At 67.5% G+C, this 24,651-nt stretch carries 28 protein-coding genes and 1 riboswitch; of the genes, 14 read left to right on the plus strand and 14 right to left on the minus strand.

Annotated features, from left to right (window positions below; genetic code table 11):
• Positions 1-45: 45 nt before the first annotated feature.
• Positions 46-294 (minus strand): DUF3297 family protein, encoded by a 249-nt coding sequence (locus ACZK2R_RS02235; protein ID WP_012509930.1) that lies wholly within the window; start codon positions 292-294, stop codon positions 46-48.
• A 90-nt stretch (positions 295-384) separates the two neighbouring features.
• On the opposite strand from ACZK2R_RS02235, the gene ACZK2R_RS02240 reads away from it, so the two are divergent.
• Entirely contained in the window at positions 385-927 is a 543-nt protein-coding gene (locus tag ACZK2R_RS02240; RefSeq protein ID WP_049398337.1) for a DUF6630 family protein, read from the plus strand.
• A gap of 39 nt (positions 928-966) precedes the next feature.
• On the opposite strand, the gene ACZK2R_RS02245 is transcribed toward ACZK2R_RS02240, so the two are convergent.
• From ACZK2R_RS02245 to msrB, 5 genes are all read right to left on the minus strand, one after another.
• Positions 967-1,242, minus strand: coding sequence for a DUF4031 domain-containing protein (locus tag ACZK2R_RS02245; RefSeq protein ID WP_049398338.1), 276 nt, complete (start codon positions 1,240-1,242; stop codon positions 967-969).
• 13 nt (positions 1,243-1,255) lie between these two features.
• Positions 1,256-1,753 carry a hypothetical protein gene (locus ACZK2R_RS02250; protein WP_032128748.1) on the minus strand — a complete coding sequence of 166 codons (498 nt, stop codon included), beginning with the start codon at positions 1,751-1,753 and terminating at the stop codon, positions 1,256-1,258.
• A 127-nt stretch (positions 1,754-1,880) separates the two neighbouring features.
• The gene (gene motB, locus ACZK2R_RS02255; RefSeq protein WP_180837556.1) at positions 1,881-2,819 is read right to left on the minus strand and encodes a flagellar motor protein MotB; all 939 of its coding nucleotides are present in this window, start codon (positions 2,817-2,819) and stop codon (positions 1,881-1,883) included.
• Between the two features lie 3 nt (positions 2,820-2,822).
• The gene (motA, locus tag ACZK2R_RS02260; RefSeq protein ID WP_032128746.1) at positions 2,823-3,677 is read right to left on the minus strand and encodes a flagellar motor stator protein MotA; all 855 of its coding nucleotides are present in this window, start codon (positions 3,675-3,677) and stop codon (positions 2,823-2,825) included.
• A gap of 91 nt (positions 3,678-3,768) precedes the next feature.
• Positions 3,769-4,236, minus strand: coding sequence for a peptide-methionine (R)-S-oxide reductase MsrB (gene msrB, locus ACZK2R_RS02265; RefSeq protein ID WP_005415117.1), 468 nt, complete (start codon positions 4,234-4,236; stop codon positions 3,769-3,771).
• 140 nt (positions 4,237-4,376) lie between these two features.
• Here msrB and ACZK2R_RS02270 point away from each other — a divergent pair, with 140 nt between their 5' ends.
• Entirely contained in the window at positions 4,377-4,754 is a 378-nt protein-coding gene (locus ACZK2R_RS02270) for a hypothetical protein (RefSeq protein WP_049398340.1), read from the plus strand.
• Between the two features lie 144 nt (positions 4,755-4,898).
• Positions 4,899-5,078 (plus strand): hypothetical protein, encoded by a 180-nt coding sequence (locus ACZK2R_RS02275; protein WP_004140556.1) that lies wholly within the window; start codon positions 4,899-4,901, stop codon positions 5,076-5,078.
• Between the two features lie 56 nt (positions 5,079-5,134).
• On the opposite strand, the gene ACZK2R_RS02280 is transcribed toward ACZK2R_RS02275, so the two are convergent.
• Positions 5,135-5,614, minus strand: a complete 480-nt coding sequence (locus ACZK2R_RS02280) for an Lrp/AsnC ligand binding domain-containing protein (RefSeq protein ID WP_004140558.1) — start codon at positions 5,612-5,614, stop codon at positions 5,135-5,137.
• 149 nt (positions 5,615-5,763) lie between these two features.
• On the opposite strand from ACZK2R_RS02280, the gene ACZK2R_RS02285 reads away from it, so the two are divergent.
• A complete protein-coding gene (locus tag ACZK2R_RS02285; protein ID WP_032128742.1) occupies positions 5,764-7,068 on the plus strand; it encodes a D-amino acid dehydrogenase in 1,305 nt (434 codons plus the stop codon).
• A complete protein-coding gene (gene alr, locus ACZK2R_RS02290; RefSeq protein ID WP_125892444.1) occupies positions 7,047-8,117 on the plus strand; it encodes an alanine racemase in 1,071 nt (356 codons plus the stop codon). Before ACZK2R_RS02285 ends, alr begins: the two co-directional genes overlap by 22 nt.
• Before the next feature lie 396 nt (positions 8,118-8,513).
• Here alr and ACZK2R_RS02295 read toward each other — a convergent pair whose 3' ends face one another.
• A complete protein-coding gene (locus ACZK2R_RS02295) occupies positions 8,514-9,077 on the minus strand; it encodes a DUF3016 domain-containing protein (RefSeq protein WP_010484117.1) in 564 nt (187 codons plus the stop codon).
• A gap of 244 nt (positions 9,078-9,321) precedes the next feature.
• Between ACZK2R_RS02295 and ACZK2R_RS02300 the strand changes: the two genes are divergently transcribed.
• The gene (locus tag ACZK2R_RS02300) at positions 9,322-11,310 is read left to right on the plus strand and encodes a hybrid sensor histidine kinase/response regulator (RefSeq protein ID WP_049424820.1); all 1,989 of its coding nucleotides are present in this window, start codon (positions 9,322-9,324) and stop codon (positions 11,308-11,310) included.
• A 43-nt stretch (positions 11,311-11,353) separates the two neighbouring features.
• Entirely contained in the window at positions 11,354-11,644 is a 291-nt protein-coding gene (locus ACZK2R_RS02305) for a DUF3247 family protein (protein WP_180837557.1), read from the plus strand.
• A 160-nt stretch (positions 11,645-11,804) separates the two neighbouring features.
• Here the strand turns inward: ACZK2R_RS02305 and ACZK2R_RS02310 are convergent, their stop codons facing one another.
• Positions 11,805-12,068: a hypothetical protein gene (locus ACZK2R_RS02310; RefSeq protein WP_005407925.1), complete on the minus strand. Its 264-nt coding sequence runs from the start codon at positions 12,066-12,068 to the stop codon at positions 11,805-11,807.
• A 157-nt stretch (positions 12,069-12,225) separates the two neighbouring features.
• Here ACZK2R_RS02310 and ACZK2R_RS02315 point away from each other — a divergent pair, with 157 nt between their 5' ends.
• Genes ACZK2R_RS02315 through ACZK2R_RS02325 form a run of 3 tightly spaced genes read left to right on the plus strand, consistent with a single transcriptional unit; the run spans position 12,226 to position 14,668 of the window.
• The gene (locus ACZK2R_RS02315; RefSeq protein ID WP_032128737.1) at positions 12,226-13,290 is read left to right on the plus strand and encodes a class I SAM-dependent methyltransferase; all 1,065 of its coding nucleotides are present in this window, start codon (positions 12,226-12,228) and stop codon (positions 13,288-13,290) included.
• Positions 13,287-13,988 (plus strand): pseudouridine synthase, encoded by a 702-nt coding sequence (locus ACZK2R_RS02320; RefSeq protein WP_005407927.1) that lies wholly within the window; start codon positions 13,287-13,289, stop codon positions 13,986-13,988. Before ACZK2R_RS02315 ends, ACZK2R_RS02320 begins: the two co-directional genes overlap by 4 nt.
• Complete coding sequence (locus ACZK2R_RS02325; RefSeq protein WP_049398344.1) at positions 13,985-14,668, plus strand: HAD family hydrolase; 684 nt, start codon at positions 13,985-13,987, stop codon at positions 14,666-14,668. Before ACZK2R_RS02320 ends, ACZK2R_RS02325 begins: the two co-directional genes overlap by 4 nt.
• Before the next feature lie 113 nt (positions 14,669-14,781).
• Here the strand turns inward: ACZK2R_RS02325 and fabB are convergent, their stop codons facing one another.
• On the minus strand, positions 14,782-15,990 hold the full coding sequence (gene fabB, locus ACZK2R_RS02330) for a beta-ketoacyl-ACP synthase I (RefSeq protein ID WP_049408278.1): 1,209 nt from the start codon (positions 15,988-15,990) through the stop codon (positions 14,782-14,784).
• Positions 15,990-16,505, minus strand: coding sequence for a 3-hydroxyacyl-[acyl-carrier-protein] dehydratase FabA (gene fabA / locus ACZK2R_RS02335; protein ID WP_005407930.1), 516 nt, complete (start codon positions 16,503-16,505; stop codon positions 15,990-15,992). Before fabA ends, fabB begins: the two co-directional genes overlap by 1 nt.
• 191 nt (positions 16,506-16,696) lie before the next feature.
• On the opposite strand from fabA, the gene dinB reads away from it, so the two are divergent.
• A complete protein-coding gene (gene dinB / locus ACZK2R_RS02340; RefSeq protein ID WP_180837558.1) occupies positions 16,697-17,791 on the plus strand; it encodes a DNA polymerase IV in 1,095 nt (364 codons plus the stop codon).
• A gap of 297 nt (positions 17,792-18,088) precedes the next feature.
• Here dinB and ACZK2R_RS02345 read toward each other — a convergent pair whose 3' ends face one another.
• Both ACZK2R_RS02345 and ACZK2R_RS02350 read right to left on the minus strand, forming a co-directional pair.
• Positions 18,089-19,000, minus strand: a complete 912-nt coding sequence (locus ACZK2R_RS02345) for an MBL fold metallo-hydrolase (RefSeq protein ID WP_180837559.1) — start codon at positions 18,998-19,000, stop codon at positions 18,089-18,091.
• An 85-nt stretch (positions 19,001-19,085) separates the two neighbouring features.
• Complete coding sequence (locus ACZK2R_RS02350) at positions 19,086-19,724, minus strand: NAD(P)-dependent oxidoreductase (RefSeq protein WP_125892457.1); 639 nt, start codon at positions 19,722-19,724, stop codon at positions 19,086-19,088.
• A gap of 108 nt (positions 19,725-19,832) precedes the next feature.
• Between ACZK2R_RS02350 and ACZK2R_RS02355 the strand changes: the two genes are divergently transcribed.
• The 3 genes from ACZK2R_RS02355 (at position 19,833) to gph (ending at position 22,271) form a co-directional block, all read left to right on the plus strand.
• Positions 19,833-20,762 carry a LysR family transcriptional regulator gene (locus tag ACZK2R_RS02355; RefSeq protein ID WP_164080451.1) on the plus strand — a complete coding sequence of 310 codons (930 nt, stop codon included), beginning with the start codon at positions 19,833-19,835 and terminating at the stop codon, positions 20,760-20,762.
• Entirely contained in the window at positions 20,759-21,550 is a 792-nt protein-coding gene (locus ACZK2R_RS02360) for a class I SAM-dependent methyltransferase (protein WP_032128731.1), read from the plus strand. Before ACZK2R_RS02355 ends, ACZK2R_RS02360 begins: the two co-directional genes overlap by 4 nt.
• Positions 21,551-21,614: 64 nt before the next feature.
• On the plus strand, positions 21,615-22,271 hold the full coding sequence (gene gph, locus ACZK2R_RS02365; protein WP_180837560.1) for a phosphoglycolate phosphatase: 657 nt from the start codon (positions 21,615-21,617) through the stop codon (positions 22,269-22,271).
• Positions 22,272-22,455: 184 nt separating this feature from the next.
• Here gph and btuB read toward each other — a convergent pair whose 3' ends face one another.
• On the minus strand, positions 22,456-24,300 hold the full coding sequence (gene btuB, locus ACZK2R_RS02370; protein ID WP_180837561.1) for a TonB-dependent vitamin B12 receptor: 1,845 nt from the start codon (positions 24,298-24,300) through the stop codon (positions 22,456-22,458).
• Between the two features lie 115 nt (positions 24,301-24,415).
• Positions 24,416-24,638, minus strand: a riboswitch (cobalamin riboswitch).
• Positions 24,639-24,651: the final 13 nt, after the last annotated feature.

Consider the following 24,651-nt stretch of genomic DNA (forward strand, 5'->3'; position numbering starts at 1 on the left):
CGGAACGGAAAGCAGTCGAGCATGGCTCGACTCTACACAAGCCGGTTATTCCGGCTTCGTTTCCAGGAAATACGCCTCGACCTTGCCCTTGACCTTGATCGTCATCGGGTTGCCGCGGCGGTCGCGGGCCTTGCCGGCCTGCACGCGGATCCAGCCTTCGCTGACCGAGTATTCCTCGACGTTGTCGCGCTCGACGTCGTTGAAACGCACGCCAACGCCGCGCTCCAGCGCCTGCGCATCATGGAAGGGGCTGGCCGGGTTGATCGCCAGGTGGTCGGGAGGGGTATCGCTCATCGCTTCATTCACAGTGACGGCCACCAAGGCCGGCTTCAGCGGCACAGGATAAACCGTAGAATGCCGGCCTGCCCCAGAGGAAGTTCCGCCATGCCCGACAACAGCGACTATTTCGACTTCGAGGAAGACATCCACGACTTCGACGAAGACGGCTTCGAGGCGCGGGTCTGGAACCTGCTGGTGCTGATCAACCCGGGCGACGAAGAGCTGGCCCTGCAGCAGTTCAACCGCTGGCGCGAGCACCTGTCCGAGGACGGGCAGCCGCTGGAAGCGGACAGCGACTGGCTGCCGGCGCTGTTCACGGCCATTGCCTGGCAGTCCGGTTTCGAGGTGGAACGAGATGACCTGGAATCGCTGCAGTCGGCGGTGAACGAGCTGTCGGCGCGCTTCAACCTGCAGCTGGACTGGGGCGGCGACCTGGACGACGAGGACTTCGCCGAAGACCTGGACGGCGTGCAGCTGATGTCCACCGCCTTCGACCGCCTGCGCGAGCACAATTACACGCTGTGGAGCGTGGATGCCGGCAGCGACGGCTTCACCGGCGTGATGGCGCTGACCCGCGACGACGACGCGATGCTGGCGTTGTGCTCGCTGCTGAACGTGGAAATCCGGCTGGGCAGCGACCCGTTCTGAGATTGATCGGTAGCGCCGGGCCATGCCCGGCGCTCCCATCTACGGCCGGTACTGCGCCCTGGCGTTGGCGATCACCGCTTTGACCAGCGCGCGGTCGGTGTGCCTTGAGATCGCCTGCGCGCCGAGCGCGATCGCCTGCGTACGCAGCTCGGCGGTGACGTCGTAGTGGGCGCCGCTGGCCTTGTTCTGGAAGGCCCGCGGGGGAATGCCGAGCTGCGCCGCCATCGCGTGCAGCTCGGCCAGGGTGTCGGCCATCAGGTGCGCCCAGCGCTGTCCACGCCAGGGATGCACCGCGTCATCGACGTAGACCGTCACCGCCGCGGCCGGTTCAGGCCTGCGGCTTGCTGTCGCTGTCAGCGGCCGGAGCGGCCGGAGCGGCCTCGGCAGCGGCTTCTTCGGCCACGTCGCCCTCGGCGGCTTCGCCTTCCTCGCCCTCAGCAGCGTCGACGCCTTCGAACTCGGCGACCAGCTTGTCCAGGTACTCGTCAGCGGTCTGCTCGGATTCGGCGGCCAGGGTGTCCAGCAGCTTCTGCAGCAGTTCGGAGTACTCCAGGTTGACCTTGCGGCCTTCCTTCTCCTGCACGTTGGCCAGGTGCTTGAGCATGGCCAGCATCGGCACCGGGTTCTCGGCATTGCCCATGGTCTGGCCGCCGATGGCCAGCAGCCACTCACGGCCCTGCAGGCCGATGGCCGCAACCACCTGGCCGTCTTCGTTGGTCAGCACGGCATGGTTCTGCACCTGCTGCTGCGCGTTCAGGCGGAGGAACGGGCGCTTGGCCTGCTGCTTCTTGCGCTTGTCGCGCTTGGCCTTGGAGTTCTGGGACATGGGGTGGGGTCACCTGGAAACGGAAAGACCGCCATTGTAGCGGGTGCGCCGGGTCATGCCCCTGGTGGGTGCGGACCTTGGTCCGCACGCTTTTCCGGATGTGCGGACCAAGGTCCGCACCTACCGTTTACTTTGCCGGACCCTGCGCGGCCTGCACGTCCGGGTCGGCGGCGGGGGCCGACAGCCCCACCTGCGGGCCGGCACCGGCCAGGGCGGCTGCTTCGGCGGCCTGGGTCATCACCACGATGCTGATGCGGCGGTTGATCGGATTCTGCGGGTCGGCCTTGTCGAACAGCACCGACGAAGACAGGCCGACCACGCGGGTGATCTTGCTGTCCTCCAGGCCGCCGTCCACCAGTGCGCGCCGTGCGGCGTTGGCACGATCGGCGCTTAGTTCCCAGTTGCCGTAGCCGCGCGCGGCCGAATAGGCGGTGATGTCGGTGTGGCCGGTCAGGCTTATCCGGTTCGGCACGTGGTTCAGGTAATTGGCCAGCTCGTGCAGGATCTGCTGCGTGTACGGCTTCAGCGTGGCGCTGCCGAGGTCGAACATCGGCCGGTTCTGCTTGTCCACGATCTGGATGCGCAGGCCTTCCGGGGTCAGGTCCAGCAGCAGCTGGTCCTTGAACGGCTCCAGCGCCTGGCTCTTGCTGATCGCCTCCTGCAGTTCCTTCATCAGCGCTTCCAGCTGCTGCTTGTCGCGCTGCTGCTGGTCCACCGGCTGCGGCACCGCTTCCTTCTGGTTCTGGAAGGGATCGTTGCTGCTGCCCCGCGAGATGTCGGTGGCGCCACCGAGCTTGATCATCGAGGTGCTGGCGCCACCCGGGCCGGCCATGCCGGGCGCCGGCGTGGTGTTCTGCCCGCTCAGCGGGCTGGGGTTGCGGAAGTACTCGGAAATGGCCGCGCGGTCGTTCTTGTTGGTGGTGGCCATCAGCCACAGCACCAGGAAGAACGCCATCATCGCGGTCACGAAGTCGGCATAGGCCACCTTCCACGAACCGCCATGATGGGCGGCGTGGCCGGCCTTCTTGACCCGGCGGACGATGACGGTGGGCTTGGTCTCGGCCATGGCTTACTTGACCGTCTTCAGGTGCTGCTCGAAATCGGAGAAGGCCGGGCGCACGTTCGACGGCAGCGTCTTGCGGGCGAATTCCAGCGCGATCTTCGGGTTGTAGCCACGCAGACAGGCCAGCAGCGCGGTCTTCACCGATTCGTAGATGCGGCTGTCCTGCTCGGCGCGCGCTTCCATGGCGGCTGCCATCGGGCCGACGAAGCCATAGCCCAGCAGGATGCCCAGGAAGGTACCGACCAGCGCGCCGGCCACATGGCCGCCGACCTCGACGATATCCCCGCCGATCGAACCCATGGTGATGACGATGCCGAGCACCGCCGCGACGATGCCGAAACCGGGCAGTCCGTCGGCGACCTTGGTCAGCACCTGCGACGGCGCCATGGCCTCGGCGTGGTGCTTTTCCAGCTCCAGTTCCAGCAGCGGCTCCAGCTCGTGTGGCTCGATGTTGCTGCCGATCATCAGGCGCAGGCAGTCGGTGATGAAGTCGATCAGGTGGTGGTCGGCCTGCACCTTGGGGTAGTTGCCGAACAGCGCGCTTTCGGCCGGGCGCTCGACGTGGTCTTCCAGCGCCATGAAGCCTTCGCGGCGGGCCTTGTTGAGCAGTTCGTAGAGCAGGCTGAGCACATCGATGTAGTCCTGCTGCTTGTAGCGCGGGCCCTTGAACACGCCGACCATGGCCTGCAGGGTCTGCTTGACCGTCTTGGCCGGGGTGCCGACCAGGAAGGCGCCGAGCGCGGCGCCACCGATGATGACCAGCTCGTAGGGCTGCCAGAGGGCACCCAGGCGGCCGTGGGCACCGAGATAGCCCCCGATCACGCTGACGATGACGACCAGGAATCCAACGATGATGAGCATGGGGCGACGCAAGGAGAGGGGATATCTCCTTGTCGGCCCGTCGCCCGGTTTTCTGAAGAGGGAATTCTGTGAAATCGGTCAGCGGGGTGTTTCAGCCCGCCACGCCGCTTTCGGCGCCGCCACGCTGCAACGGGTCGGGCCAGGGCTCGCCATTGCCGGTGAACGAAAGTGAGACGGAGTTCAGGCAGTGGCGCTCGTAGGTGGGCGGCGGGCCGTCCGGGAATACGTGGCCCAGATGGCTGCCACAGCGCGCACAGGTGATCTCGGTGCGGACCATGCCGTGGCTGGTATCGCGGATTTCGCGCACGTGTGCCGGGTCGAACGGGGCGAAGAAGCTCGGCCAACCGGTGCCGGAATCGAACTTGGTGCTGGAGCGGAACAGCGGCAGCGCGCACAGCCGGCAGCAGTAGACGCCCTCGCGCTTGTTGTCGAGGAACACGCCGCAGAACGGCGCCTCGGTACCGTGCTGCAGCAGCACGCGGCGCTCTTCACTGCTGAGGCCGGCGATCAGCGCCTCGGTCTGGGTGGCGGTGGGGGGCGTCAGGTCGAAGGCAGTCATGGCGGCGCTCCGTGGGGTTGATGGCCTGGGGATGGCGGAAAACGTGGGGGTGCCGGCGCGCGCTTGCAAGTGTGATGGCCGTTCATGGCCGGCACACAGGTGCAGGCGCAAGGTGAATGTGATCCACGCCGGAGCGTGACATGAAACCGACCCTTTCCCTGCTGTTGATGGCCCTGTTGCCCCTGGTCGCGCAGGCCCAGGTACCGACGTCGTCGAGCCCGACCGCCACCCGCAGTGCCACCACCGTGGCACCGCAGCCGGTGATGCCGCCGCCGCAGGCCGCTCGCCCGCAGCCGCAGGTCCTGCCGTCGCCGCAGCCGGCGCAGCCGATCAGGTCCACCGGCCCCGCCCAGATCGCGCCCACCCCGGCGCCGAAGCCGGCCGACAAGGTGTACGACCGCAATGGCCGCATCGTCCCCGGGGTACGCCCGGCCGGTCCGAACCGCGTGTTCGATTCGCGTACCGGCCGCTATTACGACAGCGTGCCGGCCGGCGATGGCCAGCAGATCAAGCGCTGATCTCGGGTGCCAAACGAGGTTGGCAGCTAGCGCACGCTGTCCGGCCTGAACGCACGAAAACAACCCGCTGCAGATCACTGCTTTTTCGCCTGCGATTAACCGTTCCGGGACCAACGTGACCGTGCGCCGGCATTCCGCCGCCGCATGTCCTTCGTCCACTGGATCGCGATCATGAAAAACCAGCAGAACCGTCATCCCGGCAAGGAACCGCAGGGCCGCAACCCGCAGCAACAGCAGCAACAGCAACAGATGGACCCGCAGCAGCCGCACAAGGGCGGCAAGCAGCAGGAACAGCGCTCGCAGAAGCATCCGCAGCAGCGCTGACGGACCCGGGGGTCAGAGCCCGCTGCACGGGATCTGGCCCCACTACCGTTCCGGACTCAATCCGGAATCGGCAGGCTCAGCGTCTCCTTCACCTCTTCCATCACGATGTAGCTCTTCGACTCACGTACGTGCGGCAGTGTCAGCAGCGTGCTGCCGAGCAGCTTGCGGTAGGACGCCATCTCGCTGATCCGCGCCTTCAGCAGGTAATCGAAGTCGCCCGAGACCAGATGGCACTCCAGCACGTTGGGCAGCTTCAGCGCCGCGCGCCGGAACTCCTCGAAGATGTCGCCGGACTTGTAGGCCAGGCTGATTTCCACGAAGACCAGCAGGCTGGCCTTTACCGCCGCCGGGTCCAGGTGAGCGTGATAACCGGTGATCACTGCTTCGCGTTCTAGGCGGCGCACCCGTTCGGTGCACGGGGTGGTCGACAGCCCGACCCGTTCACCCAGTTCGGTGAAGGAGATACGGCCCTCGGCCTGCAGGATGCGCAGGATCTTGCGGTCTATCTTGTCCAGTTCACGGGTACGTGTGGCCATGGCCGTCAACCTTGGGGAATGAATTGCAGGAGAACATCCTGCCGGTTGATCGCAAATCAGGCAAATCAACTGGTATTGGCTGTCTATACTTCCCCAATTATGGTCCCGGCACGCTCCAGTGCAGGGAATGATCGGGTTGGAGAAGTCCCATGCGAGTCCTAGTCCTCGGCAGCGGCGTGATCGGCACCACCAGTGCCTGGTACCTGCGACAGGCCGGGTTTGAAGTCACGGTCATCGACCGTCAGCCCGGCCCGGCGCTGGAAACCAGCTTCGCCAATGCCGGCCAGCTGTCGTTCGGCTACACCTCGCCGTGGGCCGCCCCGGGCGTGCCGAAGAAGGCCATCGGTTGGCTGTTCGAAAAGCACGCGCCGCTGGCGATCAAGCCGGGCATGGACCTGGCCCAGTACCGCTGGCTGTGGCAGATGCTGCGCAACTGCACCCACGAGCGCTACGCGATCAACAAGGCGCGCATGGTGCGCATGTCCGAGTACAGCCGCGACTGCCTGAACGAGCTGCGCGCGCAGATCGGCATCGAGTTCGAAGGCCGCGACCTGGGCACCACCCAGCTGTTCCGCACCCAGCAGCAGCTGGATGCCTCGGCGCAGGACATCGAGATCCTGGCCCAGTACGGCGTGCCGTACGAGGTACTGGACCGCGCCGGCATCATCCAGGCCGAACCGGCCCTGGCCCATGTCGATGGCCTGGTCGGCGCGCTGCGCCTGCCGCGTGACCAGACCGGCGACTGCCAGCTGTTCACCCGCCGCTTGGCGCAGATGTGCGTGGATGCCGGTGTCGAGTTCCGTTTCGACCAGGACATCACCGGCCTGGAGTTCGATGGCGATCGCATCACCGGCGTACGCATCGATGGCAAGCTGGAAACCGCCGACCGCTTCGTGGTCGCACTCGGCAGCTATTCGCCGGCGCTGGTCGCATCGCTGGGCATGCGCCTGCCGGTGTATCCGCTGAAGGGCTACTCGCTGACCCTGCCGATCACCGACCCGGCGATGGCGCCGACCTCGACCATCCTCGATGAGAGCTACAAGGTGGCGGTCACCCGTTTCGACGACCGCATCCGCGTCGGTGGCATGGCCGAAGTGGCCGGCTTCGACCTGTCGCTGTCGCAGCGCCGTCGCGAGACCCTGGAGCTGGTGGTCAGCGATCTCTACCCGAAGGGCGGCGACCTGTCGCGCGCGCAGTTCTGGACCGGCCTGCGCCCGGCCACGCCGGACGGTACGCCGGTGATCGGCGCCACGCCATTCCGCAACCTGTACCTCAACACCGGCCACGGCACGCTGGGCTGGACCATGGCCTGCGGCTCGGGCCGCTACCTGGCCGACCTGATGAGCGCGCGCCAGCCGCAGATCAGCACCGAAGGCCTGGATATTTTCCGCTACGGCCAGTACGGTCACGCGCCGCAACAAGAGAACCGCACATGCGTCCTGCCCGCGCGCTGATCGATCTGGGCGCCCTGCGCAGCAACTACCGGCTCGCCCGTGAACTGGGCGGTGGCAAGGCCCTGGCGATCATCAAGGCCGATGCCTATGGCCACGGCGCAGTGCGCTGTGCGCAGGCACTGGAAGGCGAGGCCGATGGTTTCGGCGTGGCCACCATCGAAGAGGCGCTGGAACTGCGCCAGGCCGGCATCCGTGCGCCGATCCTGCTGCTGGAAGGCATCTTCGAGCCCAGCGACATGGCGCTGGTGGCCGAGCATGATTTCTGGTTCGCCGTCGGTTCGCCGTGGCAACTGGAAGCCGTCGCTGCCTTCGACAGTCCGCGTCCGTTGACGGTGTGGCTGAAGCTGGACAGCGGCATGCATCGCCTCGGCCTGGACGTGGACAGCTTCCGCGCCGCGCATGCACGCCTGTCGGCGCTGCCGCAGGTCGAACGGATCGTGCTGATGACCCACCTGGCGCGTGCCGACGAGCTGGATAGCGAACGCACCCACGAGCAGGCGGCGACGTTCGCGCGGGCCATCGACGGCCTCGATGGCGAGACCAGTGTGTGCAACTCGCCGGCGCTGCTGGGCTGGCCGGATGTACGCAGCGACTGGGTGCGCCCGGGCCTGATGCTGTACGGCGCCAATCCGCTGCCTGACAACACCGTACTGACCGAGCGCCTGCGCCCGGTGATGACGATGCAGTCGAAGGTGATCGCCGAACGCTGGATCGAGGCCGGTGAGCCGGTGGGCTATGGCGCGCGCTTCGTGGCCAAGGCACGCACCCGCGTGGGCGTGGTCGCGCTCGGCTATGCCGACGGTTATCCGCAGTTCGCCCCGAATGGCACCCCGGTGCTGATCGATGGTCAGCCCGGTGCCCTGATCGGGCGCGTGTCGATGGACATGCTGACCGTGGACCTGACCGCGCACGCGCAGGCCGGCATCGGCAGCGTGGTGGAACTGTGGGGCAGTGCACCGACGCTGTCCGAACTGGCGCCGCGCTGCGGCGTGAGTGCGTACCAGCTGCCCTGCGCGGTCAAGCGCGTGGCGAAGGTCTATCAGGACTGACCGAACGCTGGCCGTGCACGGCTCTGGTAGCGGCCGACCTTGGTCGGCGCTGTGAATGCGTGTCGACCAAGGTCGACACCTACCGACGGGCTTTACGCGCAGTGGTCGCCGGGCGCGGCTCTGGTAGCGGCCGACCTTGGTCGGCGCCGTGATTGCGTGTCGACCAAGGTCGACACCTACCGATGGGTCTAACACGCAGTGGCCGCCGCACGCGGCTCTGGTAGAGGCCGACCTTGGTCGGCGCTGTGAATGCGTGTCGACCAAGGTCGACGCCTACCGATGGGTCTAACGCGCAGTGGCCGCCGGGCGCGGTTCTGGTAGCGGCCGACCTTGGTCGGTGCCTTGAATGCGTGTCGACCAAGGTCGACACCTACCGGTGAGTCGCGTCGCCCGGGATCATCGCGCCGCGGTGGCCTGGCTGGCCAGCTGCCGCTTCACCCAGTCATCGATCAGGCGCTTCTCGTAGCGCAGCGGATCACTGTCGCTCTTCAGCCCCAGGTTGTGCAGGTAGCCGGTATCGCTGAGGCGCGCATCGCCCTCGCTGACGATACGGCCGCTGGCGTCCTTCAACGTGTACTGCAGGCTGATCCGCGGCGGGTAGATGTCACGCATGATCCGGATGTCGCGGCCACGCGGGCCATGCCACGGCTCGTAGTCACCGGCGCGCTTGATGTCGACCAGGGTCACATCGAGGGTCTGCCCAGGCTGCAGCGGCTTGGCGGCGGTGGTCTGCAGGTAGCGTGCCAGCTGCTGTACCCAGTCGCCACGCTCGGCCTCGAAGCGGTTGGTGCTCTGGCGGATCTCGGTGAATTTGGCCGGGTCCTCCCATTTCACGCTGACCGGGCCATCGGCCTGCAACGCACGTGGCGCGTCCGCATCGGTCACGGTGCGCGGTGCAGCGTTGGCGCCGCCCGCCACCAGGGCGCCTGCCAGCAGGGCAATCGCGAGTGAGCGTTTCATGACGGTCTCCTGCGTCCCCGCTATGGGGACGATGTTGATCACGGATCGAGTGTGATCCTGCGGCCGGGCCGCCGCAATGGCAGATTGCGTCATGCACAAGAGTGGTTGCCGCCAATTCATCGTCGTCAACCATGACTGACGGCGCTTGACGCTGTGAATACGCCCTTTGGAAGATGCTGTGCCTCCAACCCGGCCTGCACTGACGCCCTTGTCCACACTGCCGCCCCTTGTGGAGCGCCCACCGATGATGGTGCCGGCGCCCGAACCCGACCTGCATCATGGCGTGCTTGAGCGCATCAACGCCGGTTTCTGCGTGATCCAGGTGCTGTTCGAGGGCGATCGTGCGGTCGACTATCGTTTCATCGAGGTCAACGACGCCTTCGAGCGCCACACCGGCCTGAAGGATGCGCGTGGCCAGCGCATGACGGCGCTGGAACCGGGCCACGAGGAAGACTGGTTCCGTATCTACGGCGAAGTTGCCCGCAGTGGCCGGCCGGCACAGTTCGAGATGGAAGCGCGTGCGCTGGGCCGCTCGTTCGCGGTGGATGCGGTGCGCGTGGGCCGCCCGGGTGAGGACAAGGTCGGCATCCTGTTCTTCGACATCACCGCGCGCAAGCAGATGGAAGTGGAGCTGGGCGAAAGCGAAGCCCGCTTCAGTGCGCTGGCCGACGGTCTGCCGATGCCGGTGTGGGTGCTCGACGAGCGCGGCCATGCCCGTTTCGTCAACAGCGCTTTCAGTGAGTTCTTCGGCGGCGACGAGACGCGCGTGCCGGAAGACGTCTGGCGTGGCCTGGTGCACCCGGACGATGCGTCGGTGTTCGAGTACGAACTGCAGGAAGCGCTGAAGGCACAGCGGTCGATGCATGCGCTGGTGCGGGCCCGACGCGCCGATGGCGACTGGCGTTGGTTGGAGATGAACGCGCGTCCGCGCTTCTCGCGGATGGGCCGCTTCATCGGCCTGGCCGGCAGCAGCCCGGACGTGACCGAACGCCGCGAGATCGAACTGGCCCGCGAGGAGCTGCTGCAGTCCGAGCGTGCCGCGCGCAGCGCCGCGGAGAACATGGCGCGGCTGAAGGACGAGTTCCTGGCCACGCTGTCGCATGAACTGCGTACGCCACTGACCACCATCCTCGGTTGGAGCGAACTGCTGCTGCAGCGCGTGGACAACACCAGCCCGCTGTACAAGGGCCTGAACGTGATCGCCAACAGCGCCGGTGCGCAGAAGCGGCTGATCTCGGACATGCTCGACCTCAGCAGCATGCTGCTGGGCAAGGTGCAGCTGGAGGTGGAGATACTGGATCTGCGCGACCTGCTGGGCGAAGCCATCGGCGCGCAGGAGCTGGTCGCCGAAGGCAAGGCGCTGGACGTGAGCCTGCAGCTGCCGGAGCAGCCCAGCCTGGTGCTGGGCGATGCCACCCGCCTGCAGCAGGTGTTGTGGAACCTGCTGTCGAATGCGATCAAGTTCACCCCGGCCGAAGGCCGCATCGATCTGCAGCTGCAGGCCGACGGCAACCACTGGGTGATCACCGTGCGCGACACCGGCGACGGCATCGCGCCCGAATTCCTCAATCATCTGTTCAGCCGCTTCCGCCAGGCCGATGGCACCACCACCCGACGCCATGGCGGCCTCGGCCTGGGTCTGGCAATCGTGCAGCAGCTGGTCGAACTGCATGGCGGTACCGTCACCGCTGCCAGCGAGGGCCATGGCCACGGCGCCACCTTCACCGTGCGCCTGCCGCAGCACATTCCCGATGCCGAACGGCGGCCGCTGCGCGAAGTGATCAGCGGACCGATCCTGGAGCCGGTGATCGTCGAACCGTATCCGCTGCGCGGCATGCATGTGCTGGCGGTGGAAGACCAGCCGGAAGTGCTGGAGTACCTGCGGCGCATGCTGGAAGAGCAGGGCGCAAGCGTGTCGGCAGCCAGCTCGGCCGGTGAAGCGCTGGCGCTGCTGGCCGATACCGGGCACCTGCAGTACCACGTGATGCTGACCGACATCGGCATGCCGGGCATGGATGGCTATGGCCTGGTGCGCACGCTGCGCGAGGACATGGGCGTGGATGCGATGACCCTGCCGGCGGTTGCCGTGACCGCGCTGGCACGTGCCGATGACCGGCGCCGGGCGCTGGCGTCGGGCTTCCAGGAACACGTGGCCAAGCCGTACTCGGTGGCGCAGCTGGTGGCTGCGGTACGCAAAGTGCAGGTGCCACGCGCGGACAGCGCGCTGCACTGAGCATTCACGGCCGATCGGCGACCCTGTACGCAGGAGGTCGCCGATGTCCCGTACAGCTCCCCGCATCCACACCGATCCGACGCAGATTGCGCGCCTGGAAGCCCTGCTGCCGCAGCTGGAAGGCGAAACGCAGGTGGAACTGACCCTGCACGATGGTCGCCGCCTGCTCGGCACCGTCGCCGTGAAACCGACAGTGCAGCAGTACCGCAACGAGGCCGGCGACGAAGGCAGCAACGGCCAGCTGCGCCTGGATGACTACGACACGCCGGTGCAGCAGCACCATGTGTGGCTGGACGAGATCGCCAGCATCCGCAGGTTGCCGCCCAGGGTCTGACGGCAACCTGCCAACCCCATCCACGCATGGCGTGGATCTACTGGAAAGGGCCACGCATGGATGTGCGTGACCTCGTCATCGGCCAGGCCTCATGCCGTCCACGCACAGCGTGGATTTTCCAGAGGTTGCAGTAGAGCCACGCCATGCGTGGCTGTTGGGATCAATGCTCGAACAACGTAGGCGTCGCCTCGAACCGGCGCGCATAGGCGCGTTCTTCCGCCACCCTCGCCACCTCGTCGTCGGCCAGGTCCGGTGCGCCGTACACCGCATAGGCCACGCTTCCGTCGGCACCATGGCCGACCTGGTGCAGCCGGTAGCGCGAGTGGCCACCGCCGGTGTCCTCGGGGTAATGCACGGGCGGATGGCTGCCTTCCAGGTCCATTTCACTGTTGTCGACCACGCCACCGACGAACAAGGCTCGCATGCAGGTTCTCCTGGGTTTCCGGGGGGAGCCTCTACCCTGAACGTTTCAATGTTGCTGGCAGATCAAGGCCCCGTTCGGGTTTCGCAAAGCGGCCGCCGGGGCCGGCCCGGCCAAGCCGGTACAATGGACGGCCCTCACGCTTGAAGTACCCGCGCCGATGGCCTCCAGCGACGACGCCCCCCTGCAGACCCTGTTCCTGCCGTTCTCCCAAGGCGCCCTGCGCTGGCCGGAGGGCCCGGTGGCCTTCCTGCGTGCCCGCGACGGCTGGCCGCTGCGCGAAGTGGCCGGCAACCGCGAAGTGCATTGCGAGCAGAGCTTTGCCCCGTTCGCGCAGCCGCTGCAGCAGGCCGCCGGCTGGACCGTCAGCGGCCAGCTGGATGATGTGGCCGGCAAGGGCCGCTACCCGCTGGTGCTGGTGCTGCCGCCGCGCCAGCGCGAGGAGGCCCGTGCCCTGTTCGCGCGCGCGCTGGCGCTGGTCGCCGACGGCGGCCGCATCGTCGCCTGCCAGTCCAACAACGAAGGCGCACGTTCGGGCGAGGGCGACCTCAAGCAACTGACCGGCCTCGGCGGCAGCCTGACCAAGAACCACTGTCGCGTGTACTGGACCGCCCCGATGCAGGGCCAGCACGACGCCGACCTGGCCAAGCGCTGGTCGGCACTGGATGCGGTGCGGCCGATCGTCGGCGGCCGTTTCCTCAGCCGCCCGGGCGTGTTCGCCTGGGATCGCATCGACCCGGCGTCGGCGCTGTTGGCCGAGCACCTGCCGGCCGACCTGGCCGGGCGTGCCGCCGACCTCGGCGCGGGCTATGGCTATCTGTCGCGCGAGCTGCTGGAGCGCTGCCCGAAGATCACCGCGCTGGATCTGTACGAAGCCGAGCAGCGTGCGCTGGCCCTTGCCGAACTGAACCTGGCGCCGCCGCCGCGCGCGCTGCCGCTGCGCTTCCTGTGGCAGGACGTCACCGCCGGCATCGAGCCGGGCTACGACGTCATCATCAGCAACCCGCCGTTCCACACGCCCTCGCGCGCCGATCGCCCGGACATCGGCCAGCGCTTCATCGCCGTGGCCGCGCAGGCGCTGCGCCCGGGCGGACGCCTGTACGTGGTGGCCAACCGCCACCTGCCGTACGAGTACACGCTCAACGAGAGCTTTGGCGCGGTGCGCGTGATCGCCGAGCGTGATGGCTTCAAGCTGGTGGAAGCGGTGAAGGGGAAGGGCAAGTGAAGCTGGTCAAGCTTATCGCCAACCTGGGCTATGGCAGCCGCAAGCAGGTGCAGTGGATGTTCCGCGAAGGCCGCGTCACCGACGCCGACGGCGAGGTACTGTATGCCGACGACCAGGTGCCGCACGAGGCGATCCGGGTCGACGGCGAGCCGCTGGACCCGCCGGTGGGGCTGTCGATCGCGCTGCACAAGCCGGCCGGCTACACCTGTTCGACCAAGGACACCGGCCGCCTGATCTACGACCTGCTGCCGCCGCGCTTCCGCGACCGCGATCCGGTGCTGTCCACCGTGGGCCGCCTCGACCGCGAGACCAGCGGCCTGCTGCTGCTGACCGACGATGGCGGCCTGCTGCACCGGATCATCTCGCCGAAGTCGAAGCTGCCCAAGGTCTACGAAGTGGAACTGAGCGACGACCTGCGCGGCGACGAAGTGGCGTTGTTCGCCAGCGGTACGCTGATGCTGGAGTCCGAGAAGACCCCCCTGCTGCCGGCTGAACTGGAAGTGCTGGATGCGCGCCGCGCACGCCTGGTGCTGCATGAAGGCCGCTACCATCAGGTACGCCGCATGTTCGCCGCCACCGGCAACCACGTGCAGGCCCTGCACCGCAGCCGTGTCGGCGGGCTGGACCTGCAGGGACTGGACGAGGGGCAATGGCGGCAGCTCACCTCCACCGATCTGGATACGCTGTTCGCTCCATGACCACCATCGCTGCGCTGCCGTTCCTGCCCGACGCCGTCATCTTTGACATGGACGGCCTGATGATCGACAGCGAGCGGGTCTCGCTGGCCTGCTGGAGCGAGGCGGCCGACGAATTCGGGCTGGGCCTGGACGAGACCGTGTTCCTGCGCATGGTCGGCCTCGGTGACCGTGACACGCACGCGCTGCTGCGTGCGCAGGGTATCGAGGACAGCGTGATCGAAGCGGTGGCCGCACGCTGCCATGAGCTGTACGAAGCACGCACACAGACCGGCCTGCCGCTGCGTCCGGGCATTCTGGAGCTGCTGGAGCTGCTGAAAGCGCACGCGGTACCGCGCGCGGTGGCAACCACCACGCGGCAGCCGCGGGCCAACCGCAAGCTGGCCGCTGCCGGCCTGCTGCCGTATTTCGATGCCGTGATCACCAGTGGTGATGTGGCGCGGCCGAAGCCGGCGCCGGATATCTACCTGCTGGCCGCGCAGCGGCTGGGCCAGGTGCCCGAGCGCTGCCTGGCGCTGGAAGACTCACCGGCCGGCACGCGTGCAGCGCTGGCGGCAGGCATGACCGTGATCCAGGTGCCGGACCTGGTGCATCCGGATGAAGAGCTGCGCGCGCTGGGCCACCGCATCGTCGGCTCGCTGGTGGACGCGCACGCGCTGCTGCTGCCGCTGCTGCCGAGGTAACGGTGGGCGCCCGACCGTGGGTCGGCACACCCAATGCCCCGGTAGGTGCCAACCTTGGTTGGCACGCCCAAACGCCCTGGTAGGTGCCGACCGTTGGTCGGCACGCCTTCCCATCACACCCGGCCGAACACCAGCGCAGCGTTGGTGCCACCGAAACCGAAGCTGTTGGACATCACGGTATCCAGCTTCTGCTCGCGGCTCTCGCGCAGGATCGGGAAGCTTTCCACCTTCGGGTCCAGTTCGCCGATGTTGGCCGAACCGGCAACGAAGCCATCGCGCATCATCAGCAGGCAGTAGATGGCCTCGTGCACGCTGGCCGCCCCCAGCGAATGGCCGGACAGCGCCTTGGTCGAGGACAGCGGCGGCACCGCATCGCCGAACACTTCGCGGATCGCGTTGAGCTCGGTGACGTCGCCCAGCGGCGTGGAAGTGCCGTGGGTGTTGAGGTAGTCCAGCGGACGATCGACGCCCTGCAGCGCCATCTTCATGCAGCGCACCGCGCCTTCACCGGACGGCGCGACCATGTCGGCGCCATCGGACGTCACGCCATAGCCGATCAGCTCGGCATGGATGCGCGCACCGCGCGCAACGGCGTGGTCGTAGTCCTCCAGCACCAGCATGCCGCCGCCACCGGCGATGACGAAGCCGTCGCGGTCCTTGTCGTACGGACGCGAGGCGCTGGCCGGGGTCTCGTTGAAGCTGGTCGACAGCGCACCCATCGCATCGAACATCACGCTCATCGACCAGTGCAGGTCTTCACCGCCACCGGCGAACATGATGTCCTGCGCGCCATGGCGGATCATGTCCGCGGCGGCGCCGATGCAGTGCGCCGAGGTCGCGCAGGCGGCCGACAGCGAATAGCTGACGCCCTTGATCTGGTAGGCGGTGGCCAGGCAGGCCGAGACCGTCGAGCACATCGTGCGCGGCACCATGTACGGGCCGACCTTGCGCACACCACGTTCGCGCAGCAGGTCGACTGCGCCGATCTGCCATTCGCTGGAGCCGCCGCCGGAACCGGCGATCAGGCCCGTGCGCAGGTTGCTGACCTGCTCGGGGCTGAGCCCGGCATCGGCGATCGCATCGCGCATGGACAGGTAGGCGAAGGCTGCCGCATCGCTCATGAAGCGCTTCTGCTTGCGGTCGATCAGCGCCTCCAGGTCGAGGTCGACGCGACCGCCGACCTGGCTGCGCAGGCCCGCTTCGGCGTGGTCGGCCAGGGCGGTGATGCCCGAGCGCCCTTCGCGCAGCGCAGCCGAAACGGTATCCAGATCATTGCCGAGGCAGGACGTGATGCCCATGCCGGTGATGACGACGCGACGCATCAGAAGCTCCCGGTTTCAGTGAACAGGCCGACGCGCAGGTCGCGCGCGCTGTAGATTTCGCGGTCATCCACGTACATGCGGGCGTCCGACTGGGCCATCACCAGCTTGCGGTTGATGACACGGCTGATGTCGATCTCGTAGCGCACCAGCTTGGCCTCCGGCAGTACCTGGCCGGTGAACTTCACCTCGCCGCAGCCCAGTGCGCGGCCCTTGCCGGGGGCGCCCAGCCAGGTCAGGAAGAAGCCGGTCAGCTGCCACATGGCGTCCAGGCCGAGGCAGCCGGGCATCACCGGGTCGCCGATGAAGTGGCAGCCGAAGAACCACAGGTCCGGGCGGATATCCAGTTCGGCGCGTACCATGCCCTTGCCATGCGGTCCGCCGTCCTCGCGGATGTCGGTGATGCGGTCGAACATCAGCATCGGATCGTTGGGCAAACGGCCGGCGGCGGTGCCGAACAGTTCACCGCGTGCGCTGGCCAGCAGCTGTTCGCGGTTGAACGCGTGGAGACGGGTCATGAAGCACAATCCTGGAAGCGGGGAAACAGGGAAACAAGCGCTCGAGGATGCCCGTGGAAACTGCGCCGATCAAACATTTCAACCGTACGCAACCGTAGTGTTTTCAATGGAATACGCGCATCCTGTTGATGTGCAACGACCATACTTCGGCGTGTGGCCCGTTCGGCACGCCCCCGCCCTTTCCGCCTGACATGACCCGACTGCGCAAGATCATCCACGTCGACATGGACGCGTTCTACGCGTCGGTGGAGCAGCGCGACGATCCGTCACTGCGCGGCAAGCCGGTGGTTGTGGCATGGCGCGGCGCGCGCTCGGTGGTGTGCGCGGCCTCGTACGAGGCGCGCGTGTTCGGCGTGCGTTCGGCGATGCCTGCCGTGCGTGCCGAGCGCCTATGCCCGGACGCGATCTTCGTGCCGCCGGACTTCGCACGTTACAAGGCGGTGTCACAGCAGGTACGCGCGATCTTCCTGCGCCATACCGACCTGGTCGAGCCGCTGTCGCTGGACGAGGCCTACCTGGACGTGACCGAGCCGAAGAGTGGCATCGAACTGGCCACCGACATCGCGCGCACCATCCGTGCGCAGATCCGCGAGGAGACGAACCTGACCGCTTCAGCCGGGATCGCGCCGAACAAGTTCCTGGCCAAGATCGCTTCGGACTGGCGCAAGCCCGATGGCCAGTTCGTGATTCCGCCGCAGCGGGTGGACGCGTTCCTGCTGCCGCTGCCGGTGAACCGCGTGCCCGGCGTCGGCAAGGTGATGGAAGGCAAGCTGGCCGCGCGCGGCATCGTCACCTGCGGCGACCTGCGGCAGTGGGCACTGATCGACCTGGAAGAGGCGTTCGGCAGTTTCGGCCGCAGCCTGTACAACCGCGCACGCGGCATCGACGAGCGGCCGGTGAAGCCGGACCAGCAGGTGCAGTCGATTTCCTCCGAAGACACCTTCGCCGAGGATCTGCCGCTGGAAGACCTGGGGGAGGCAATCGTGCAGTTGGCAGAGAAGACCTGGAATGCCACGCGCAAGACCGAACGCGTCGGCCACACCGTGGTGCTGAAACTGAAGACCGCGCAGTTCCGCATCCTCACCCGCAGCTTCACCCCGGAGCGCCCGCCGGAATCGATGGAAGAACTGCGCGACATCGCCCTGGCCCTGCGCGCCCGCGTCGACCTGCCGGCGGAGACCCGCTACCGGCTGGTGGGTGTCGGACTCGGTGGCTTCCGCGAAAAGGAGCCGGTGGTGCAGGGGGAACTGTTCGAGCACGGGCCGAACGAGTCCCCACGTAGCTGATCTTCGTGTCGACCAAGGTCGACACCTACCAAGAGCAGGTCATGCCATCCAGACAGGTTGCGGAGACATGCCATCCAGGCAGATCGCAGAGAACTGTCGAAGGCGGGGTGGGTCCGGTTGCGGGGGCGTGAGCGCCATGGATGGCGCGACCGAGCTTACATGGACGTACTTGCAGCGTCCCCCGCAACCGGACCCACCTCGCCATCCCACGGATAGCCAGCTGTTGCTGTTGCTTCGGCTGTTGCCGTTGCATTGAGCAGGTGCAGGGCGCAGCCCTGCAAAAGAAAACTCCCTACCTCATGGCCACTGCATCTCGCCCTTGGCCACCTTCGCACTCAACTCCAGCGACGCCACGCCCGCCAGCTTCGGGTAGCGCGCCTGCATCGCCTTCACCAGTGCCGCACTGTCCTTCGCCTTTGCCGCCTCAACATCGAACGCACGGATGTAGTCCGCGGTGAAGCGCAGCGCACTGGCATCCAGCGCCGCGCCCGGCGCGTAGTGCCCCGGCACCACCACCTTCGGCTTCAGTGCCTGCAGCCGCTGCAGGGTCTGCAGCCAGTCGGCATGTGACTTCGGCGTCTGCGTATCGGCCATCCACACGTGCTCACCGGCTACCACCGGAATACCACCGACGATCGCGCGCAGCGACGGCACCCATAGCACCGTGCGGTCCGGGGTCGGGCCATCGAGGCCGATCAGCGGCAGGCGCTGGCCTTCCAGTTGCAGGGCATCGCCGTCCAGCACCTGCGGCACCACGATGCGCGCCGGCACGTCGGCACCTATCTTCGGCCCCCAGTAGGCCAGCTTGCCGGCCTGGGTCTGCTGGATGTGGGCGACGGTCTGCGCGGTGGCGACGATGCGCGCCTGCGGGAACGCGTCCTGCAGCGTGGCCAGGCCGAAGTAGTAGTCCGGATCACCGTGGCTGATGTAGATGGTGGTCAGCTGCTTGCCGCTGGCGCGGATCAGCTCGACCAGCTTGCGCGCGTCGCTGGCAGCAAACTGCGCATTGACCAGGATCGCGTCGTGGCGGCCTTCGATCAGCACCGAGGACACCGAGAACATCGCCTGCGGGCCGGGATGGAAGGTCTGCAGGTGCAGCTGGGATTTCGTGGCCGTGGCCGGCGCTGCGGCGGCCGGCGCGGCGAGCAGTGGCGCACTGGTGAAGCTGGCGGCCAGGGCGAGGGGGAGCAGCAGGGCAGCGGTACGCATGGGGCATTCCTTGTGGCGGACGGCGAGCCGGGCGTGGGCCTGGCTCACAGGTGGGTAGCGCCGGGCCATGCCCGGCGGCCTGGCATCAGTACGCCGCAGTGATGATCTGCTTCGGGTACTGGTGCGCTTCCAGCTCGGCGACGAACGCCGCGCCGTAGTCGGCGTAGCTGATGCGGCTGTGGCCGCTGGCATCAGCGAGGAAGGCCTTGGCCTGCACGCGGTACTGGCCGCGCTGTTCACCCGGGCCGATTTCGGCGGCCGGCGAGAAGAAGGTCCAGTCCAGGTCATCCACCGCCTGCAGGCGGTTGAACGCCTCACGGTGTGCCAGTGCGTACGGCTTGTAGGCGTCCGGGAAGGTGGGGGTATCGACCAGCTGCACGCCGGGTGCGACTTCGAGGCTGCCGGCGCCACCGACCACCACCAGGCGCGGTACACCGGCCTTGCGTGCGGCGGCGGCCAGCTGCGCGGCGACCTCGCCGACGCGGCCGATGTCATCGCCCGGGCGCGGGCCGTAGGCACTGGCCAGCACGTCGTGGCCGGTGATGGCGGCAACCAGCGCGTCCTGGTCATCCAGCGAGGCGATCACGGGATGGGCACCGGCCAGCTCGGCCGGGAGGTCCTGCGCGCTGCGCACGATGACAGTGAGTTCGTGGCCGCGGGCCAGCGCGTGGCGGGCGATCTGGCGGCCGATGTTGCCGGTGGAACCAACGAGGGCGATTTTCATGGCATGACTCCGTGGGGCGGTGTGGGGTGGGAATGGGGCCACTCTAGGCTGCTGCAGTTGCTCGAAAAACAGCGTATAACGCGCTTGTTTGTTGCATGGATCGAGCATATGGACCGATTGACCGCCATGACCGTGTTCGTCGAGGTGGCCGAGCGCGGCAGCCTCACCGCCGCCGCCGAGGTGCTGGACATGTCGCGGGCGATGGTCAGCCGCTACCTGGCCGAGGTCGAGAGCTGGCTGGGCGCACGCCTGCTGCACCGGACCACGCGCCGGGTCAGCCTGACCGGCCCCGGCGAGGCAGCGCTGGCGCGCTTCCGGCAGATGCTGGCGATCGGCGAAGAACTGCAGGGCGAGCTGGCCAGTGATGATCCCGAGCCGCACGGTACGCTGCGGGTGACCGCCAGCGTCTCATTCGGGCAGAGCCACCTGGCGCGGGCGGTGGCCGGCTTCGTCGCGCGCCATCCGGCGGCGCGCATCGAGCTGCTGCTGGTCGACCGCACGGTGAACCTGGTGGAGGAGCGGGTGGACCTGGCCGTGCGCATCGCGCGCCAGATCGATCCCAGCCTGATCGCACGGCGGCTGGCCACCTGCCGCTCGGTGCTGTGCGCGACGCCATCCTACCTGCAGGCACGTGGCACACCGACCGCCCCCGAGCACCTGGCCGCGCACAACTGCCTGACCCACCACTACGTCGGCAAGAGCCTGTGGCAGCTGCACCGCGATGGGCGTTCGCTGTCGGTGGCGGTGGGTGGCAACATCAGTGCCAACGAGGCCTCGCTGCTGCTGGAGGCGGTGCGCGCCGGTGCCGGCATCGCCATGCTGCCGACCTACCAGGTGGCGCCGCTGCTGCGCAGTGGCGAACTGATCGAACTGCTGCCCGAATTCAGCCTGGACGAACTCGGCATTCATGCCGTGTACGCGTCACGGCGCCAGCAGCCCGCTATCATGCGGCGATTCCTGGACTTCCTGGCCGAGTGCTTCGCCAGCCCGGCCTTCCAGGATCTGGATTGGCGCCCACCGGGCAAGGAGAACACATGAACCATGGACAGGCCTTGATCGACCACAACCGTGCTGCCTGGGACCGCCAGGCCAGCGAAGTGCGCGAATGGTCGCGCCCGGTGGAAAGTTCAACGATTGCCGCCGCGCGCGAAGGCCGCTGGCAGGTGCACCTGACGCCCCGCGCGTTGCCACTGGACTGGATGGGTGATGTGCGCGGCCGTCGCATCCTGTGCCTGGCCTCGGGCGGTGGCCAGCAGGCACCGGTGCTGGCCGCTGCGGGCGCTGACGTCACCGTGTTCGATCTCTCCGACGGGCAGCTGGAACAGGACCGCAGGGTCGCCGCGCGCGATGGCCTGCAGCTGCGCACCGTGCAGGGCGACATGCGCGATCTGCACGTGTTTGCCAACGACAGTTTCGATGTGGTGTTCCACCCGATCTCGAACCTGTACGTGCCTGATGTGCGCCCGGTGTGGACCGAGTGCCGCCGCGTGCTGGCACGCGATGGCATGCTGATGGCCAGCTTCTACAACCCGGTGCTGTTCGTTGGCGCGCGCGATCCGCAGCTGGATGCACAAGGCCTGATCCGGCCACAGTACGCCATTCCCTATTCGGACCTGGAAGACCTGGCGCCGGCCGAGCGCGAGGCGAAGCTGGCACGGGGTGACGCGCTGACCTTCGGCCACAGCCTGACCGAACTGATCGGTGGTCAGCTCGATGCCGGCTTCATCATCGATCGCTTCATGGAAGACTGGCAGCCGCAGCCGCGCTTCCTGATCGATCGCTATCTGCCCACCTTCCTGGCGACCCGCGCGCGCCGGATCGGCTGAGGCGGATCGGCGCAAAAACCAGCGGCGTACAATGGACGGCCCCACGTCATGCAGGTGCCGTCCCTTGTCGTATCCCTATCCGCTGGTCGTGTTCGACCTTGATGGCACGCTGGTCGACAGCGCCGCCGATATCGCCGAAGCACTGAACCGCACGCTGGAGGACATCGGTGTGGCACGCGTGCCGGAAGCCACGGTGCTGGGCTGGATCGGAGATGGTGTGCGCCGCCTGGTCGAGCAGGCCGTGCATGCCGCCGGTCGCGAAGTCGACCTGGCCGAAGTGATGCCGGTGTTCATGGTGCACTACCGTGAGTGCCTGCTGCGCAGCCCGCGCCTGTTCGATGGCGTGGCCGAAGCGCTGACGCAGCTGCGTGCGCGCAACGTGCCGCTGGCGATCTGCACCAACAAGCCCGAAGCGCTGGTGCCACCGCTGCTGCAGCACCTGGGCATCGGTGATGCGTTCGCGCTGGTGTTGGGTGGCGACTCCCTGCCGCAGCGCAAGCCCAGTGGTGAACCGCTGCGGCACGTCGCCGCGCACTTCGGGCTGCCGGTGGACGCATGCCTGATGGTGGGTGATTCGTTGACCGACTACCGCGCCGCCGAAGATGCGGGCATGCCGATCGCACTGGTGCGTTACGGCTATCCGCGTGGCCTGGACCTGGCCACCGCGCATGCGGTGGCGGTGATCGACGACCTGCGTGAGTTGCCGGGGTTGCAGGGCTGATGCAACGGACATCCCTGGTCGCCGGCCGGTAACCCGGGCTGACGAAATGGGTAGTGCCGGCCGCTGGCCGGCAATCCCGGATCGGCGCATTGGGTAGTGCCGGCCGCTGGCCGGCAACCCGGGATGCGTTGCCGAAGGTCATGGTAGTGCCGGCCAGCGGCCGGCACTGCCATGACCGTCGCGGTCACTTCGGCTGGTAACGCACGCTCAGCTGGTACTCGCGGCCCGGCTGGTTGAACCACGCCACGGTTTCATACGTGCGGTCGAATACGTTGGCGGCGCGCGCCAGCAGCGACCACGACGGCGTCAGCGCGTACTCGGCGCGCAGGTCCAGCGTGCCGTAGCCGCCAACCTTCACCGAGTTGCTGGCGTTGTCATAGCGCTTGCCCGCACCCTGCACGGTCAGGCCGGCGCGGACGTCACCGAAGCGGCGGTCGACGTCCAGGCGCGCGGTCTGCTGCGCACGGCGCGGCAGCCAGTTGTCGAACTGGGTGCTGCCATGGGTGCGGTTGCGCGGGTCGGTGTAGCTCAGCTGCGCGTTGATGTCGAAACCGGCCAACAGCACGCCACCGGTCAGCTCGGCACCGCGGATGCGCGCCTTCTCCACCTGCTGCATTTTCATCGTGGACGCATCGTAGGTGATCAGGTCATCGATGCGGGTCTCATAGACGTCCAGGCCCCAGTGCCAGCCCTGGCCCTGCTGCGAAACACCGAGGTTGGCGCTCTTGGACTTCTCCGGGTTCAACGTCGGCACGCCGCTCCACGGGTCGTACAGGTCGCTGAAGGTCGGCGCCTTGAACGCCGTGCCGTAGCTGGCATTGACGCGCAGGCCGTGCTCCAGTTCCATCGCCCAGCCCACGCTGCCGGTGGCATGGTTGCCGAACTGCTGGTTGTCGTCATTGCGCGCGCTGGCCAGCAGCTGATGGCGGCCGAAGCGACCCTGGTACTGCACGAACACACCGGTGTTGCGGCGGCTGTCGACGAGATATCCGGCGCTGCTGCCGTCCAGGTTGTCTTCGCTCCAATCCACGCCTGCACTCAGCAGCTGGCCCTCGGCCACGCCGAAGTCGCCCTGCAGCGAGGCGCTGTCACGATGGGTCTGGGCGCTGCCGAACACCCCCGGTGCGCCGAAGTTGTCCGACTCGTTGTCACTGCGGCCGACGTTGGCTGTGAAAGCCAGGCGTTCAGACGGGGTGTAGCGCACTTTGCCAGCGAGCACCTGCTGGCGGGTTTCCGAATAGTTGTAGTAACCGTCGTAGTGGTTCTTGCCGTCGGCGCGCAGTGCGCTGCCTTCCACGGTCCACTGGTCGTTGAAGCTGTAGCCGCCGCGCAGGCTCTTGGACAGGTTGCGGTAGCCGTCGCGGTCGTGCTCGTCGGCAAAGCAGCCCGCGGTGAACACCGAGGCGGAGCCGCGGCAGGCATCGATGCCGTCGGAATGCTGGTAGGCGATGTCGGCGCCGAACCAGCCGCGTTCGGTGCCACCGCCGATGCCGCCGCTGGCTTCGCGCAGGCCGTTGCTGCCACCGCCGAGCTGGAAGTGCGGAGCGAAATCGCCCTGGTTGCGGCGGGTGAAGATCTGGATCACGCCACCAATGGCGTCGGCACCGTACAGGCTGGACTGCGGGCCGCGCACGATTTCCACGCGTTCGATCTGCGCCAGTGGCAGGTCCTGGTACATGGCCAGGCCGAGGTCGGCACTGTTGATGCGCACGCCATCCACCAGCACCACGGTGTGGCCCGAGTTGGTGCCGCGCAGGAACAGCGAGCTCTGCTTGCCGAGGCCGCCGGAGTTGGTCAGGTTGATGCCGGCGCGGCCGCGCAGCAGTTCCTGCAGCGACGTGGCCTGGCTGGATTCGATCTGCGCGCGGTCGATCACCTGGGCCGGCGCGATGCTGTCCTGCAGGGCGATCGGGGTGCGGGTGGCGGTAACCAGGATCTGGTCGAGCGCGGTGGTGTCATCGGTGGCCTGGGCCAGCGCGGGCAGGGCGGCCAGCACGGCCAGGGACAGCATTCGGGACTGCAGCTTCATGGGGGACTCCAGGTACCACGCACGCCCGCGTGGCGAAGGGGAGGAGCCGCGAAGGCAGGCATGCGCCGACGCCGCAGCGCAGGCTGCGGTCATCCAGCGCCATGCCCACCGCATCGCGACCTGAGGCTTCCTGGCCGGTCTCCGGGCTTGCCGCCGGGTGGCGCGAGGCCACCGTCCAGGCGCCTTCCCATGCCTGCGGCACAGTGGCGTTGTTGCCTGGAACTGACGTGCTTACCGTTGCGGGGGCAGCGCCGGCCTGGCGTGGAATCACGCGTCACCGGCTTCCCGTTTCAACCTGCCGGCCGTGGCCGCAGGTCACCTGGAAGTGCGCGCAGTCTACGGCATCGCAGG

It is taken from the genome of Stenotrophomonas sp. 96582_Sma (assembly GCF_056480905.1).

Bases quoted from the DNA above. Each gene is read 5' to 3' on its own strand.
- fabB (WP_049408278.1), bottom strand. From the start codon at position 15,990: ATGCGTCGCGTCGTCATCACCGGCATGGGCATCACGTCCTGCCTCGGC.
- ACZK2R_RS02275 (WP_004140556.1), top strand. From the start codon at position 4,899: ATGTCCTTCGTCCACTGGATCGCGATCATGAAAAACCAGCAGAACCGT.
- ACZK2R_RS02345 (WP_180837559.1), bottom strand. From the start codon at position 19,000: ATGCGTACCGCTGCCCTGCTGCTCCCCCTCGCCCTGGCCGCCAGCTTC.
- ACZK2R_RS02270 (WP_049398340.1), top strand. From the start codon at position 4,377: ATGAAACCGACCCTTTCCCTGCTGTTGATGGCCCTGTTGCCCCTGGTC.
- ACZK2R_RS02360 (WP_032128731.1), top strand. From the start codon at position 20,759: ATGAACCATGGACAGGCCTTGATCGACCACAACCGTGCTGCCTGGGAC.
- ACZK2R_RS02250 (WP_032128748.1), bottom strand. From the start codon at position 1,753: ATGTCCCAGAACTCCAAGGCCAAGCGCGACAAGCGCAAGAAGCAGCAG.
- ACZK2R_RS02315 (WP_032128737.1), top strand. From the start codon at position 12,226: ATGGCCTCCAGCGACGACGCCCCCCTGCAGACCCTGTTCCTGCCGTTC.
- alr (WP_125892444.1), top strand. From the start codon at position 7,047: ATGCGTCCTGCCCGCGCGCTGATCGATCTGGGCGCCCTGCGCAGCAAC.
- msrB (WP_005415117.1), bottom strand. From the start codon at position 4,236: ATGACTGCCTTCGACCTGACGCCCCCCACCGCCACCCAGACCGAGGCG.
- dinB (WP_180837558.1), top strand. From the start codon at position 16,697: ATGACCCGACTGCGCAAGATCATCCACGTCGACATGGACGCGTTCTAC.
- ACZK2R_RS02305 (WP_180837557.1), top strand. From the start codon at position 11,354: ATGTCCCGTACAGCTCCCCGCATCCACACCGATCCGACGCAGATTGCG.
- fabA (WP_005407930.1), bottom strand. From the start codon at position 16,505: ATGACCCGTCTCCACGCGTTCAACCGCGAACAGCTGCTGGCCAGCGCA.
- ACZK2R_RS02285 (WP_032128742.1), top strand. From the start codon at position 5,764: ATGCGAGTCCTAGTCCTCGGCAGCGGCGTGATCGGCACCACCAGTGCC.
- ACZK2R_RS02310 (WP_005407925.1), bottom strand. From the start codon at position 12,068: ATGCGAGCCTTGTTCGTCGGTGGCGTGGTCGACAACAGTGAAATGGAC.
- ACZK2R_RS02280 (WP_004140558.1), bottom strand. From the start codon at position 5,614: ATGGCCACACGTACCCGTGAACTGGACAAGATAGACCGCAAGATCCTG.
- ACZK2R_RS02240 (WP_049398337.1), top strand. From the start codon at position 385: ATGCCCGACAACAGCGACTATTTCGACTTCGAGGAAGACATCCACGAC.
- ACZK2R_RS02300 (WP_049424820.1), top strand. From the start codon at position 9,322: ATGATGGTGCCGGCGCCCGAACCCGACCTGCATCATGGCGTGCTTGAG.
- ACZK2R_RS02295 (WP_010484117.1), bottom strand. From the start codon at position 9,077: ATGAAACGCTCACTCGCGATTGCCCTGCTGGCAGGCGCCCTGGTGGCG.
- ACZK2R_RS02325 (WP_049398344.1), top strand. From the start codon at position 13,985: ATGACCACCATCGCTGCGCTGCCGTTCCTGCCCGACGCCGTCATCTTT.
- btuB (WP_180837561.1), bottom strand. From the start codon at position 24,300: ATGAAGCTGCAGTCCCGAATGCTGTCCCTGGCCGTGCTGGCCGCCCTG.
- motB (WP_180837556.1), bottom strand. From the start codon at position 2,819: ATGGCCGAGACCAAGCCCACCGTCATCGTCCGCCGGGTCAAGAAGGCC.
- ACZK2R_RS02235 (WP_012509930.1), bottom strand. From the start codon at position 294: ATGAGCGATACCCCTCCCGACCACCTGGCGATCAACCCGGCCAGCCCC.
- ACZK2R_RS02355 (WP_164080451.1), top strand. From the start codon at position 19,833: ATGGACCGATTGACCGCCATGACCGTGTTCGTCGAGGTGGCCGAGCGC.
- motA (WP_032128746.1), bottom strand. From the start codon at position 3,677: ATGCTCATCATCGTTGGATTCCTGGTCGTCATCGTCAGCGTGATCGGG.
- ACZK2R_RS02350 (WP_125892457.1), bottom strand. From the start codon at position 19,724: ATGAAAATCGCCCTCGTTGGTTCCACCGGCAACATCGGCCGCCAGATC.